The 12,654-nt window shown below is 65.9% G+C and carries 16 protein-coding genes; 8 read left to right on the forward strand and 8 right to left on the reverse strand.

The features are described from left to right. Window positions 1-180 (reverse strand): hypothetical protein, encoded by a 180-nt coding sequence (locus OG300_RS39085; RefSeq protein ID WP_405489957.1) that lies wholly within the window; start codon window positions 178-180, stop codon window positions 1-3. Between the two features lie 156 nt (window positions 181-336). On the opposite strand from OG300_RS39085, the gene OG300_RS39090 reads away from it, so the two are divergent. Together OG300_RS39090 and OG300_RS39095 are read left to right on the forward strand one after the other, a co-directional pair. Continuing rightward, the gene (locus OG300_RS39090; RefSeq protein ID WP_405489959.1) at window positions 337-2,064 is read left to right on the forward strand and encodes a GMC family oxidoreductase N-terminal domain-containing protein; all 1,728 of its coding nucleotides are present in this window, start codon (window positions 337-339) and stop codon (window positions 2,062-2,064) included. Window positions 2,065-2,124: 60 nt separating this feature from the next. Beyond that, window positions 2,125-2,556, forward strand: coding sequence for an SRPBCC family protein (locus tag OG300_RS39095; protein WP_405489961.1), 432 nt, complete (start codon window positions 2,125-2,127; stop codon window positions 2,554-2,556). Between the two features lie 8 nt (window positions 2,557-2,564). Here the strand turns inward: OG300_RS39095 and OG300_RS39100 are convergent, their stop codons facing one another. Both OG300_RS39100 and OG300_RS39105 read right to left on the reverse strand, forming a co-directional pair. Continuing rightward, window positions 2,565-2,783: a hypothetical protein gene (locus OG300_RS39100; protein WP_405489963.1), complete on the reverse strand. Its 219-nt coding sequence runs from the start codon at window positions 2,781-2,783 to the stop codon at window positions 2,565-2,567. A 220-nt stretch (window positions 2,784-3,003) separates the two neighbouring features. Further along, window positions 3,004-3,777, reverse strand: coding sequence for a maleylpyruvate isomerase family mycothiol-dependent enzyme (locus OG300_RS39105; RefSeq protein ID WP_405489965.1), 774 nt, complete (start codon window positions 3,775-3,777; stop codon window positions 3,004-3,006). A 337-nt stretch (window positions 3,778-4,114) separates the two neighbouring features. Between OG300_RS39105 and OG300_RS39110 the strand changes: the two genes are divergently transcribed. Continuing rightward, window positions 4,115-4,429, forward strand: a complete 315-nt coding sequence (locus OG300_RS39110) for a hypothetical protein (protein ID WP_405489967.1) — start codon at window positions 4,115-4,117, stop codon at window positions 4,427-4,429. Between the two features lie 47 nt (window positions 4,430-4,476). On the opposite strand, the gene OG300_RS39115 is transcribed toward OG300_RS39110, so the two are convergent. After that, a complete protein-coding gene (locus OG300_RS39115) occupies window positions 4,477-4,824 on the reverse strand; it encodes a hypothetical protein (RefSeq protein ID WP_405489969.1) in 348 nt (115 codons plus the stop codon). A 4-nt stretch (window positions 4,825-4,828) separates the two neighbouring features. Next, the gene (locus OG300_RS39120; RefSeq protein WP_405489971.1) at window positions 4,829-5,029 is read right to left on the reverse strand and encodes a hypothetical protein; all 201 of its coding nucleotides are present in this window, start codon (window positions 5,027-5,029) and stop codon (window positions 4,829-4,831) included. Between the two features lie 207 nt (window positions 5,030-5,236). On the opposite strand from OG300_RS39120, the gene OG300_RS39125 reads away from it, so the two are divergent. The 4 genes from OG300_RS39125 (at window position 5,237) to OG300_RS39140 (ending at window position 8,305) form a co-directional block, all read left to right on the forward strand. After that, window positions 5,237-6,136, forward strand: coding sequence for a helix-turn-helix domain-containing protein (locus OG300_RS39125; RefSeq protein ID WP_405489973.1), 900 nt, complete (start codon window positions 5,237-5,239; stop codon window positions 6,134-6,136). After that, window positions 6,133-6,327: a DUF397 domain-containing protein gene (locus tag OG300_RS39130; protein ID WP_405489975.1), complete on the forward strand. Its 195-nt coding sequence runs from the start codon at window positions 6,133-6,135 to the stop codon at window positions 6,325-6,327. Before OG300_RS39125 ends, OG300_RS39130 begins: the two co-directional genes overlap by 4 nt. Window positions 6,328-6,333: 6 nt before the next feature. Beyond that, window positions 6,334-6,534, forward strand: a complete 201-nt coding sequence (locus tag OG300_RS39135) for a DUF397 domain-containing protein (RefSeq protein WP_405489977.1) — start codon at window positions 6,334-6,336, stop codon at window positions 6,532-6,534. Window positions 6,535-6,736: 202 nt separating this feature from the next. Further along, a complete protein-coding gene (locus OG300_RS39140) occupies window positions 6,737-8,305 on the forward strand; it encodes a DUF222 domain-containing protein (protein WP_405489979.1) in 1,569 nt (522 codons plus the stop codon). A 69-nt stretch (window positions 8,306-8,374) separates the two neighbouring features. Here OG300_RS39140 and OG300_RS39145 read toward each other — a convergent pair whose 3' ends face one another. Further along, window positions 8,375-9,199, reverse strand: a complete 825-nt coding sequence (locus tag OG300_RS39145; protein WP_405498839.1) for a helix-turn-helix transcriptional regulator — start codon at window positions 9,197-9,199, stop codon at window positions 8,375-8,377. A gap of 145 nt (window positions 9,200-9,344) precedes the next feature. Here OG300_RS39145 and OG300_RS39150 point away from each other — a divergent pair, with 145 nt between their 5' ends. Next, window positions 9,345-10,115, forward strand: a complete 771-nt coding sequence (locus OG300_RS39150) for an alpha/beta fold hydrolase (RefSeq protein ID WP_405489981.1) — start codon at window positions 9,345-9,347, stop codon at window positions 10,113-10,115. A 3-nt stretch (window positions 10,116-10,118) separates the two neighbouring features. Here OG300_RS39150 and OG300_RS39155 read toward each other — a convergent pair whose 3' ends face one another. Together OG300_RS39155 and OG300_RS39160 are read right to left on the reverse strand one after the other, a co-directional pair. Continuing rightward, window positions 10,119-11,093, reverse strand: coding sequence for an NAD(P)H-dependent flavin oxidoreductase (locus OG300_RS39155; RefSeq protein WP_405489982.1), 975 nt, complete (start codon window positions 11,091-11,093; stop codon window positions 10,119-10,121). Between the two features lie 118 nt (window positions 11,094-11,211). Beyond that, window positions 11,212-12,453 carry an oxygenase MpaB family protein gene (locus tag OG300_RS39160; protein WP_405489984.1) on the reverse strand — a complete coding sequence of 414 codons (1,242 nt, stop codon included), beginning with the start codon at window positions 12,451-12,453 and terminating at the stop codon, window positions 11,212-11,214. Window positions 12,454-12,654: the final 201 nt, after the last annotated feature.

Here is a 12,654-nt window from a genome sequence, read left to right on the forward strand (position 1 = left end):
TCACCACGGAATCTTCGGGAGCAGGTCGAATACGGCGAGGACTACCACCACGCCGGAGACGATCACCGACCACCAGTCGGCGCCGAGGCTGCCGAGTGCGTCGAGCCGCGACGGGCGGGTGCCGGATGGTTCCGGCACGGGTTGGGGACTTGTCACCAGGGCCTCCAGGTAAATACGCATGTCAAGCGACATGAATATGGGGTCATCGGAGGTTTTCGGACATAGTTGCGATCGGCCTGATTTCAGATCGGGCGGTGGCCGCCGCTGGCCGAAAGTGTGGATTTTCTGGCCGCTGGTCTGTCATGTCGCTATCACCGCAGGTCGTAGCGTCGAGCCATGCGATTCGACTACGACGTCATCGTCATCGGCTCGGGCTTCGGTGGCAGCGTGAGCGCACTGCGCTTGACCGAGAAGGGTTACCGCGTGGGCGTTCTGGAGGCGGGCCGCCGCTTCGAGGACCACGAGTTCCCCGAAACCTCTTGGCGCGCCCGGCAATACCTGTGGGCTCCGGCGCTGGGCTGCTTCGGCATTCAGCGGCTGACGTTGCTGAACGACACCTTCATCATGAGCGGGGCCGGGGTGGGTGGCGGATCGCTGGTGTACGCGAACACGCTCTACGAGCCGCCGGACAAGTTCTACGCCGACCGCCAGTGGGGGCACATCACCGACTGGAAGGCCGAGCTGGCGCCGCATTACGACCAGGCCAAGCGCATGCTGGGCGTCACCTCGAATCCGGCGACCACGCCGACGGATCGGGTGTTGCGGGCCGCCGCCGAGGAGATGGGGATCGGTGATACCTATCGGAGTACGCCGGTCGGGGTGTTCTTCGGCGGGCCCGGTCGCCGACCCGGCGAGGATGTGCCCGACCCGTTCTTCGGTGGCGTCGGTCCCACGCGCCGCACCTGCACCCACTGTGGCGAATGCATGACCGGTTGCCGCCATAATGCGAAGAACACGCTGGTCAAGAACTACCTGTATCTGGCCGAAAAGGCCGGGGCGACAGTGCATCCGCTCACCACGGTCACCGATGTGCGGCCGCTGTCCGGTGGCGGTTTCGCCATCGAGACTGTCCGCACGGGGCGCAAGGTGCGGCGTCAGCGTCGTGAATTCACCGCCGAGCAGGTGGTTTTCGCGGCGGCCTCACTCGGCACCCAGCGGCTGCTGCATCGGCTGCGCGACCGTGGCTCGCTGCCCGCCATCTCCGACCGGCTCGGCTATCTGTCGCGCACCAATTCCGAAGAGCTGCTGGGTGTCCGCAGTCGCGATCCGGAATCGGACTACACGCGCGGCGTCGCCATCACCTCTTCGGTGCATCCCGATCCCGACACCCATGTGGAGCCGGTTCGCTACGGTCGCGGCAGCAATGCGCTCGGCGCGATGAGCACGCTCATGGTCGATGATGACGGCCGCACCCCGCGCTGGCGACTGTGGTTGCGGGCCGCCGTTCGCCGTCCGCGCGATGCCGCCCGCGTCCACAATCCGCGCCACTGGTCCGAACGGACCATCGGCCTGCTGGTGATGCAGTCGGTCGACAATTCCATCACCACGTACACGAAACGTGGTCTGTTCGGGCGTCGTATGACGACCAAACAGGGTGAGGGGCAGCCGAATCCGACCTGGGTGCCCGCCGGTCACGACGTGGCGCGCCGTGTCGCCGACGCCATCGACGGTATTCCGATCGGTGCGTCCAGCAGCATTCTCAACATCCCCATGACGGGGCATTTCCTGGGTGGCTGTGCCATCGGCGATTCCCCCGACACCGGTGTGGTCGACCCGTATCACCGCCTCTACGGCTACCCCGGCCTGCACGTCATCGACGGCTCGACCATTTCCGCGAACCTCGGCGTCAACCCGTCGCTCACCATCACGGCCCAGGCCGAACGCGCGGTGTCGTTGTGGCCCAACAGGAATGAGGACGATCCGCGCCCGGAGCCCGGCGCGCCCTACCGTCGGCTGGACCCGATCCCACCCCGCAACCCGGTGGTTCCGCACTCCGCGCCCGCCGCCCTGCGCCTGCCGATCGTGGGCTTCGGCGAACCTCGGAAAGCGGACGCGGACCACTGATCCGAGACTCGCCCGATCCCCACGTTAGAGCTACATGATGTAACAGATATCATCGGCCGCGTGGCAAAACTAGAGGTCGCCGTAGACGTCCCGATCACGCCCGAGCAGGCCTGGGCGCACGCCTCGGACCTGCCGGAACTCGACAAGTGGCTGGTCCTGCACGAGGGTTGGCGCGGCACCGTGCCCGAGGGCCTCACCCCCGGCACCCGCCTGGTCGGCGTGGCCACCGTCAAGGGTTTCCGCAATCGCGTCACCTGGACGGTGGTCACCGCCGAACCCCCGAACCGCCTGGTCCTGAAGGGTTCCGGCATCGGTGGCACCAAGTTCGGCATCGAACTCCGCGTCGCCCCCGCCCCCACCGGCTCGAAGGTCACCGCCAACTTCAACCTCGGCGGCGCACCCCTATTCGGCCCCATCGGCTCCGCCGTCGCCCGCGCCCTGCGCGGCGACATCGAACGCTCCCTGGACCGCTTCGTAGAGCTCTACGGCTGACTATCCCCTCAACGCCACGCAGGCCGCAGCGTCGCCCGGTGGTCGACAGGCCGACCACCGCCGGTCGCCGCATCCACCAACCGGCGATCATGCCGCACATAGGCGTTGTAATAGCCCAGCCCGACAAACCCGAACCAAGCCACCAGTAGATTCGCGATCCCGGTCTGGAAAATCGCGAACCCGAAGAACGCGATCACCACAGCTGCCACCACGGTGAAATCGAGCATCTTCCCGTTCATTGAACCTCTCCCTCTCGATGCCGCCCACGGGCGACGCGCATGAATCCCCTTGCAACGTAAGGCAAACGTATAGAGCAAGTAAACGGATTCATCATGAGATGGGATGACTAATTGCGTTAATTCCGCTGCCCCCGTATGGCTTTCGTAAACGAATGCACGAAATGCGTATGGAAGCAGTCGAAGGGCTTGTGTAGGGGGCTGAGTCGACTCAGAGGAAGACTCGGGCGTTCTCCAGCCAGGTCTGGGCGTGGTCGCCGACTGCGGTGAGGTCGGTTTCGGACAGGGTGCGGCGTTGGGTGACTCGCAGGCAGAAGTCGAGGGCGCTGCCGTGGATGCGTTGGGGGGCGTCTTTCGGGCCCCAGGCCCAGGTGTGGTTGTCGGGGGCGTCGAGTTCTACGCGGAAAGGCTCTGTCGGGAGGGGTAATTCGGCGGCGTAGAAGGAGAGGCCGCGGCCCGCGTAGCCGAGGGCGGCGATCGGGCGGAGGCGCTGGGTGGGGCGGGGGCGGACGCCGAGGGTGTCTCGGATGTCCTGGCCGTGGACCCAGGTTTCCATCAGTCGGAGTGGAACCATCAGGGTGGCGTTGATCTCCGAGCCGAACCATGGGAACGCATGGTCCAGGGGCATGGTGCGGAGGGCGGCTGCCAATTCGGTTCGGCCGGAACGCCATTGCGCCAGCAGGTCCGATCGGGGTTGGGCCGCGCCTGCGGCCGCGTCCAGGTCGGCCGCCTGGTTGCCCGCCGCTTCGGTCTGCTTCAACACCAGGTCGAATGCCTCCGGGGTGCGGAGGGCGGTGAGGGCGTTCGCGTCGGCGGCGGCGAGGTGGGCGATCTGGTGGGCGATCGTCCACCCCACGGCCGGAGTGGGTTTCGTCCAGTCGAGCTGCGCCGAGAGCAGCGCGTCGAGCTCGTTTCCTTCGGCTACCAGGTAGGTCAGCGCCACGTCGCGCCGTATGTCGGACAGGTCGAGGCCATAGTTCAACATTCGCTGTCACCTTCACCCGTGGGGTCGAACATGATCAACTGCCACCGTAGTCGCCCGTCGATCCGGCCGTTCCGTGCCTTTTTGAAACAATCCATGTTCACAACAGGGGGTTGGTGGCTACCGTGCAGGTCAACGCCGGGCGGTCCGGGGGCGCGCAGAGAATGGATCGGTCATGAACATTGACGCATTGTGTCGCAGGGGATTCGGTGTCGCGGTGGCCGTGGCGGCGGCCACGACGGGACTCGTGCTGGGATCGGCTCCGGCCTCGGCGGCCCTGGTTACCATCGGTGCGGGCTGCGACAGCGCTGTAGACGGGTGTGGGCAGAGGGGAGTCTGGGTGACCGCCACGACCGCGGCCCCGGTGACGATCGTGGTCAACGGAGTGACGCTGGCCGGCGGTCCCTTCCCGCTGAAGGCGATACCGTCCGGATCGCCGGCTCCGTATGGTACGAATGTCGCCATCCCGGGTGCGTACGAGGCGCTCAATGTTGTTGTAACGCAAAAGAACCCCGACGGCACGACCAGTCAGCTGACTACCTCTGCGCCCGCATATTCCGGTGGTGGCAATGGCACCGGAAGCTCCGGCCCGAGCATCCTCTACACGATCCTGGACGGGTTCCAGACCGGTAGCACCGGCGGACGCCAGCAGTAGCGACGCTGCTTGCCGTAGGGTGCGTGAGGGTAGGTGTGCGGATGCCCTCACCCATCGCCTCGCAGCCGCAGCAGGTGGCTGCGGAGCGGGCAGTTCGCCCGCGCGCAGGCCTCACCGTGAATTTCCAGCAGTAGTTCGATGTCGCTGTCGCACAGCGGGATCGGTGTGGACGGGGCACGGTGCCAGGCCGGGGGATCGCCGTCAGGTGTGGGGATGGGCCAGGACCACCCGTTGTCGGCGCGGATGAGCAGCAGCTGAGTTCTCGCGCTGCAATCCTCGCGGGTGTGACCATGACCAGCGACGCACTCGGCGTGCCGAAGCAGCAGTGCCCGCACCTCGAGTGCGGTGAGTTGGCGCGAAATGGGGATTCGGTGATGTGACACAGCGGAATACATGTCGTCACCACGCCCGGTGGCGACCGTGGACGCGGTGCAGGTTGTGGGTGGGGACGCGGGGAAACCGGAGGTTGTCTGCGACCAGGTAGTCGGCGCCCCTTCGTGTCGGCCGCGAGTGGTCATCGGAGATCCCCCAGTGGATGGCGGCCACGAGCAGCAGGCCGGAGAGCGCGACGAGAATCAAAGTCCAGGTATCCAAAGGCATTACAACCATCTCCTTGTCGATGGTGTTCGCAGAGAACGGATTTGACGAAGAGCGATGGATGCGCGCTGTCCTCGCTCGGTGCTATTGCCAGTAGACACCCGTGGTGGTGTTCGTGAAACGCACACGCCGTGTATTCCCCTGAAATACAATGGATTTACTCGGAGAAACGTTTCATCTCGAATCAACCCAGATAGCGAGAGTAACGAAATGCCTGGATCAAATATCCCGAGAAGGGGATTCGGTCGGTTTCTGCGTACGTTGCGCGAACGAGCGCGGAAGAGCATGTTGACGGCGGGTTTGGAGATCGACGTCTCGCCACCGACGGTGATGCGACTCGAAGACGGCTTGCCGTCGAAGGTTTCCACGCCTCAGATCGAGAGGCTCCTGGACCTGTATCAAGCGACACCTGCTGAACGCGCGGAAGCGCTCGAGATGTGGGAGTTGGTCAAGCGGCAAGCCAAGCTGGCCAAGGTGCAGGGCAGAGGCAAGGGTTGGTGGCAGGGATACAGCGACGTCTACAAGAACTACTTCGATCACTACCTGCGGCTCGAAGCTGCTGCGACACAGATGACTTCGCACCAACTGGTGTTGGTGCCAGGCATCCTGCAATCACCGGGATATCGTCGTGCTCTTATTCATGCGACGGTCCCAGATATGTCCGCAGTCGACGTCGAGCGGCTGCTCGAGCTGGGCGCCCGGCGGCAACAGCGCCTTATCGGGCACGACCTGACTCTCATGGCGCTGCTGTCGGAATCGGCGTTGCTCCACCAGCCGGGCGGTTGCAGTGTGCTGGTCGAGCAGTTGCTCTATCTGGCCGAGATCAGTGAACACCCCAACGTGTCTGTACGGGTCGTACCTCACGATGTCGGTAGTCACCCTGGCCTGGTGATCCAGTCGTTCACGCTGCTCGAATTCCCGCCCATGGCAACGAAGTTGGTCGAACCGCCAGTCGTCTATACGGAAGGGTCGGAGGGCGCGCTCTACCTCGAGAGAGATGACGTGATCGATCGCTACAGGCGGGCCATAGCGGGAATTCAGGAGGTAGCGTTGAGTGATGACAACACCAGGGATCTGGTGCTGAGGATGTCGAAGGAGTATTCGGCGTGACCAAGAAGCCGCCGACAGGCGAGTGGTTCAAATCCAGTCGATCCGCCCAGGCAAACGAGTGCGTAGAGGTCTACCTCGCCGAAGACCGTATCGGTGTCCGCGATACCAAGGACAACGGACTCGGCCCCGAACTCTGGTTCGCCCCTGGCCAATGGGATTCTTTCCTTTCCAGCCGCATTTGGGAAGCATGAACCGACATGAACGAGAAGCCCTCAGCGGCAAGCTGGTTCAAGTCGTCCCGATCCACGAACGCTAGTGAGTGTGTGGAAGTTGCCTTCGTCGGCACGCATGCCCACGGTGTCGGTGTCCGAGACTCCAAGGATCCGACCGGTCCAGCCTTGAGCTTCACCGGCGACCAGTGGGACGCGTTCCTGGCCAGCGGCGTCTGGAAGCGCTGACCCACAAGGCAATACGGCAGCGTCTACCTCTGGCCGCAACTTCAGTCCGGCGCGCGAACGGTCCATGATCGTTCGCGCAGCCAGTCTTCTGCTGCTGGCGGCCCGCTGTTAGCACGACATCTGGTGTGGCAGCTGGGAATTCGCCCAGCGTGTTGCGGAAAGCTTTCTAGCGTGTCTGATCACACGCGAATAGAATCGAACAGTGAACGAAACCGCTGCTGAAAGCCCCACCGCCACCGAGCTGGTGGCGCGGCTGCGTGCGGTGCACTCGATGATCGCTGTCGCCCAATCCGAAGAGGTTGCGTTGATGACCGCGCTCTACCGGATGCGCCGCGGACAGCAACTCGAGCGCGGAGTTCGTGCCGTTTATGCGGGCGAGGACGCGGCCACCGAAATCGGTGTTGCCCTGCATGTTCCGCAACGAACAGCCGACAACCTCATCGCCCTTGGGCTGGGCCTCGAACACCAGCTGCCCTGCACGCGTGAGGCATTCGAAGACGGGCGTATCGACCTGCCGCGAGTGCGGGCCTTGCACGAGGTGTTCCGTAACATCGACACCGAGCTCGTCGCGGCGCTCGAACCACGCATCGTCGCCTACGCCGAGAATGCCGACCCGTCACGGGTCAAGCGGACCCTGCGACGTTGGTTGTTGGAAACAGACCCTGTCGGTCAGGCCGAACGTCGCAAGAGCGCCGAGGCCGACCGGTATGTCAACGTTACGGCCGCTGACAACGGCACTGCCGTCCTCGATGCCGTGCTGCCCGCCGTCGACGGTGTCGCTCTCTACGAACGCTTGCGCGACATGGCGCAAACCCACTGCTGCGCTGCCGATCCCCGCACCAGCAACCAGCGCCGCGCCGACGCTCTCATCGCTCTCACTACCGGGGCCGGTCGATTGAACTGCGGCTGCGGGCAGCCCGACTGCCCACGTGCCGGGGCCGCGGTCGCACCGGCACGTAAAGCCCTTGTGCAGGTGGGCGTTTCGGCTGAGACCCTGGCGGGTTTGGCCGATAATCCCGCTCTGTTGGCTGGTTTCGGTGCGATCGACGCTGACCTGGCACGCCAGTTGGCCCGCCATGCCCGCTTCGAGATCATCCCCGAACACCCCGCCAGCATCGACCACAGTGCACAGGCGGCGCCCGAGGTCCGGGCAGTCGAATCACCCACCGGCACCGGTGACCTCGTACACCCGCCTGCCGCGTGCGAGACTCGCTATCGGCCCGGAACTCGCCTGGCCAACCGGATTCGTGCCCTCGATGGTGGCTGCCGTGCGCCCGGTTGCGCGATTCCCGCTGCGGCCACCGACATCGACCACCAGGACCGCTTCGACCACCGCTCACCGGAATCCGGCGGCCGCACAGTCGAATCCAACCTCGGTTGCCGGTGCCGACGCCACCATCGAACCAAAACCCTCGCCGACAACGGACTCAACGGATGGAAAGTCATCCACCACCCGGACCGACGTGTGGAATGGCGCACCCCTTCGGGCGGATCGATCACCACCACACCCGAGGGAGCGAAGTTCCTGTTCCCCCGCACACTCGTACTGCCGGTCACCGGCGCGGGCATTCCGGAGCCGGAACAGGTTGAGCCACTGCTCAATCCGGGTGGCGCGGTCAACGAACTCACCGAACTCCTCCACGTCTACCACCCACCCGCACAACGCCGATACGCACGAGCTGCCCGCACCGCACGGAAATCCTGGGTGACACGACAGGTGTCGACCACCGACACACCTGCAGCGCGATACGCCGACCCGCCACCGTTCTAGGTTCTGTTCCCACTTGGGATGAGGCCGGGCTGTAGAAGTCGACGGCTGGTCGTGGGTGCGGAGGGCGGGTTACGGAGCGAGGGTGCGCAGCGCCTCCAGTGCCGCGAGGCTGGGGGAGTCTTGTGGGGGTGTGAACAGGCGCAGGCGTTGGTCGGTGGCTTCGGTGAAGAGGATTTCGAAGTCGAATTCGAGTAGGCCGACTGCTGGGTGCAGGATGCGGATGTGGTGGCTGCGGCGGACTGCTACCTCGTGGTCGTGCCAGAGGGTGGCGAATTCGGGGCTGGCGGATTCGAGGCGTTCGACCAGGGCGGTGGCGGGGGGATCGTAGGCGCGGTGGGTGGCGGCGGCGCGGAGGTCGGCGACGCGGACTCGGCTGAGGTGGTCGTGGTCTTCGGGTGGGTATGCCTCGCGGACGCGGGGGTTGGTGAACCAGCGCCAGGCGATGTTGCGGTCCTGCTCGTCGAGGTCGTTCACGCGGCCGAAGAGGGCTTCGGCCAAGGCGTTCTGGGCGAGTAGGTCGCCCAGGTCGGTGAGCAGTTGGGCGGGGGTGTCGCCCAGGCGGTCCAGGAGGTAGAGCAGGGCGGGGCGGATCTGGTGTCCGGCGCGGGGGCCCTCGGGTGGGCGGTGGCCTGCCAGCAGATACAGGTGATCGCGCTCGTCCGGGGTCAGGCGCAGCGCGCGGGCGAGCGCGGCCAGCAGTTGGGTGGAGGGCTGGGAGCTGCGGGCCTGTTCCAGGCGCATGACGTAGTCGGCTGATACCCCGGCCAAGTGGGCCAGCTCCTCGCGGCGCAGGCCGGGAGTGCGGCGGCGGGGTCCGGCGGGCAGGCCGACGTCCTGCGGGCGCAGCCGCTCCCGGGACCGGCGCAGGAAGTCCGCGAGTCGGGTCCTGTCCATTGTCATGTCTTCCATCTTGGGCGCTGCTGGTAATCGGGGTTGCGGCGGCTAGGAGCGGGCGTCCTAGGGAAACCGCTCCGCTCCTCATCGCCATCGGATCCTGACAACGTCTGTGGAGCAATCAGTTCCACGAAGGGAGACGGTCATGAAGGAGATCACGGTGGGAACGGCGCGGGTGCCGTACCGGGTGCTGGGTGCGGGCCGCCCGGTGGTCCTGGTGCACGGGGGCAGCCGCGGTTCGCAGGGCTGGGATCGGGTCGCGGCAACACTGGCGGAGACCAGAATGGTTGTGCTGCCGGATCTTTCGGGCAGTGACGCCGCCCGCGACGACGGTGGCGAACTGACCGTCGAGCTGCTCGCCGAGCAGGTCGCGGCCGTCATCACCGATCTCGGACCGGGGCCCGCCGACCTGGCCGGGCACTCCATGGGCGGTGCGGTGGTGTCCAGCCTCGCGGAATCCCGGCCGGATCTGGTCGGCAGCCTGGTGCTGGTGACGGCCTGGACCGGGCGCGGCGACGAGTACCAGCGCCAGGCCTTTTCGCTCTGGCGCGACCTCGCCCGTGACGCGGACGCTTTCGCGCGCTACACGATGCTGATGGCCTTCAGTCGCGCGTATCTGGAATCCCTGGACCCGGCGGCGGTCACGGAGCACGCGAGCGCCTACCAGCCCGTGCCCGGCAGGCTCCGCCAGATCGATCTCGCCAGCCGCCTGGACGTCCGCGACCAACTGCCGCGGATCCAAGCGCCGACACTCGTGATCGGTTGCGCCAGAGACGTATTGGTCCCGCCGGAGTACTCCCGCGCGCTGACCGCCGACATCCCGCACGCCACCTACGCGGAAATCGATGCCGCGCACAACGTGATGGCCGAGCAGCCGATCGAAGTCGCGAAACTGCTCCGCGACTTCATCGCCTGATCGTCAGAGCGCCAGCAGCCGGGCCTTCGCCTCGGCGTACTCGCGGGCCAGCCGATCGACCAGGTCGGCGGTCGGGAGCACCGCGTCCACCGCGCCGATGCCCTGACCGGAACCCCAGATGTCCTTCCACGGCTTCGCGCCGGGAGTGTCGGAAGGCTCGCCGGCGCCGAAATCCATTGCGGTGGGATCGGATTGGGCGAGGTTGTTGGGGTCCATGCCCGCGGCGGTGATGCTGCCGCGCAGGTAGTTGCCGTGCACGCCGGTGAACAGGTTGGAGTAGACGATGTCGCCCGCTCCGGAGTCGACGATCATCTGCTTGTAGCCGGGAACGGCATTGGCCTCGTCGGTGGCGATGAACGCCGAACCGATGTAGGCCAGGTCCGCGCCCGCCGCCTGCGCGGCCAGAATGGAACGGCCGTGCGCGATGGACCCCGACAGCAGCAGCGGCCCGTCGAACCACTCGCGGATCTCCTGCACCAGCGCGAACGGCGACTGCGGTCCGGCATGCCCGCCCGCACCCGCCGCCACCGCGATCAGACCATCCGCACCACGCTCGACTGCCTTGTGCGCGAACACATTGTTGATGATGTCGTGCAGCACGATGCCGCCGTAGGAGTGCACGGCCTCGTTGACGTCCGGCCGCGCGCCCAGCGAGGTGATGACAATCGGCACCTGGTGCTCGACGACCGTGGCCAGGTCCTCCTCGAGCCGGTCATTGCTCTTGTGCACGATCAGATTCACCGCGTACGGCGCGGACGGCTGGTCCGGGTTGTCGGCGTCGTGCTTGGCCAACTCCTCGTCGATGCGCACCAGCCACTCCTCGAACTGCGCCTGCGGGCGCGCGTTCAGCGACGGGAACGAACCCACGATGCCCGCCTTGCACTGGGCGATCACCAGTTCCGGTCCGGACACGATGAACATGGGGGAGGCGACGGCGGGCAGGCGCAGGCGCTCGGACAGGATGGGCGGCAGGCTCATTGACGACATTCCTTCGAACAGGGGTGTACCGCGGCGCACGTTACTCGCCGGTAAGTAGATCAGGCCGCGCGGGTTTCGGCGAGCCGGTCGTGACGCGCGTAACCGCGATCGGGCTGGTTCAGGCCGCGTGGCCGATGTAGTTCACGGAACCGCCGATCGCGCCATCGTCCTCGGGCCCGATGAGGGTCGAGATGAAGGCGTGCTGGGCGCGCAGACCCGACCGGGCCTGGCGAGCGCGCCAGCCCGGGACCAGAATGCCCACACCGGACCGGACCACGTTGGCCGGGAATTTGGCCACCGGGTACCAGGGCGGCATGTAGCCGGGCAGTCCGAGCTGGCGCATCCGGCCGCGACCCAGGAACGCCGTGCTGATCGAAAGATGCTGGGCCCAAGCGATTCGGCGCCGCAGCGACCTGAGATGCGGGTAGTGCCAGTTCAACGGGTCCTCGGCCATCGGGCGGGCCAGTTGCACGCTGGTTTCGTCCGGGGCGGTGAGAACCGTCAGATAGTGGTAGAGCTGCCTGGTGGCATCCACGAAGCCGGTGGGCAGATAGCGTTCCTCGATACCCATCACCCAGCCGACGTAGCGGGTGAGGTGCGCGATGGCGTCGAGCTCCCGCGGCGTGAAGACGTTGCCCATCATCATGCCGGTGAGCGCCGGCGCGAAGAGCGCGCCCAGCATGGTGACCGCCATATCCGTCTGATTGACCGGCACTCCCCAGTCCTCGGCGCTCCACTCCGGCAGGTTCGCGACATGCCTGCGCACGAAGGTGTGGATCAGCCGCACATGCAGGGTGGAGCGGAAACCCTTGCCGCCCGGCCGCATTCCGCCGTCGGAGATGACATCGAGGGCCCACTTCATGGTTTCGGCGAACCGTTGGCCACCGCCGGTCGCGCCGCTCTTGCCGGTATTGGTGAGCATCAGCGTGCGGTTGATGCCGGAGGCCACGAACCCGCCGAGGAACGGAACGTCGCGCGCGACGTAGATGCCGTCGATCCCGGCGGCCTGGAAGATGCGTTCCCCCAACTCGATTCGCTTCCAGTCCACCCACGCGGGCGGGTTCTCCACCTGAGTGAAGAAGGCGCGCAAGGGTTCCGGTGCGTCCGCGACGTTGTCGATGCCGTGCTCGAGCGCCTGGTCGAACAGTGGCCGCACCTTCCCCATCCCGGCGGTGTACATCCAGTCCACCAGCTCGTCCATGGGCCGATCGCCGATCGTGAGGGCTTCCCCGATCGCTGCCCATTGCGCGTCGTCCGGCGGCCTCATTCGCATCATCGTGGCCAGTGGCCCCAGTACCGGCACCTTCGCGGGGGCGTCGGGGTGACGAGTCGGAATGGTCGACGGCCGAGTGCGCGTCATCGGGCAGCTCCTTCGTGCTTCTGGTGAACGACATCACCAGATATCTGGCAACAGTCTCCGCCGGATTGCCGTCGATGACAAGACTCGATAGAAAATCTCTCACGCACTCACTGCGTCCCGATGGCGCCTACCAGGCCCGAAGCGACTGAAGCGGTCATTCGGAATTTGGTGATAACCTTCACCAGAACCCGAGGCATGGCA

The sequence above is a fragment of the Nocardia sp. NBC_00511 genome, assembly GCF_045161165.1.
In the GTDB taxonomy this organism is placed as follows: Bacteria; Actinomycetota; Actinomycetes; order Mycobacteriales; family Mycobacteriaceae; genus Nocardia.

Coding starts and splice junctions, on each gene's coding strand:
- OG300_RS39090 (WP_405489959.1), top strand. CDS start 337: ATGCGATTCGACTACGACGTCATCGTCATCGGCTCGGGCTTCGGTGGC.
- OG300_RS39100 (WP_405489963.1), bottom strand. CDS start 2,783: ATGCTCGATTTCACCGTGGTGGCAGCTGTGGTGATCGCGTTCTTCGGG.
- OG300_RS39125 (WP_405489973.1), top strand. CDS start 5,237: ATGCCTGGATCAAATATCCCGAGAAGGGGATTCGGTCGGTTTCTGCGT.
- OG300_RS39155 (WP_405489982.1), bottom strand. CDS start 11,093: ATGAGCCTGCCGCCCATCCTGTCCGAGCGCCTGCGCCTGCCCGCCGTC.
- OG300_RS39120 (WP_405489971.1), bottom strand. CDS start 5,029: ATGCCTTTGGATACCTGGACTTTGATTCTCGTCGCGCTCTCCGGCCTG.
- OG300_RS39085 (WP_405489957.1), bottom strand. CDS start 180: ATGCGTATTTACCTGGAGGCCCTGGTGACAAGTCCCCAACCCGTGCCG.
- OG300_RS39105 (WP_405489965.1), bottom strand. CDS start 3,777: ATGTTGAACTATGGCCTCGACCTGTCCGACATACGGCGCGACGTGGCG.
- OG300_RS39135 (WP_405489977.1), top strand. CDS start 6,334: ATGAACGAGAAGCCCTCAGCGGCAAGCTGGTTCAAGTCGTCCCGATCC.
- OG300_RS39115 (WP_405489969.1), bottom strand. CDS start 4,824: ATGTATTCCGCTGTGTCACATCACCGAATCCCCATTTCGCGCCAACTC.
- OG300_RS39145 (WP_405498839.1), bottom strand. CDS start 9,199: ATGGACAGGACCCGACTCGCGGACTTCCTGCGCCGGTCCCGGGAGCGG.
- OG300_RS39150 (WP_405489981.1), top strand. CDS start 9,345: ATGAAGGAGATCACGGTGGGAACGGCGCGGGTGCCGTACCGGGTGCTG.
- OG300_RS39160 (WP_405489984.1), bottom strand. CDS start 12,453: ATGACGCGCACTCGGCCGTCGACCATTCCGACTCGTCACCCCGACGCC.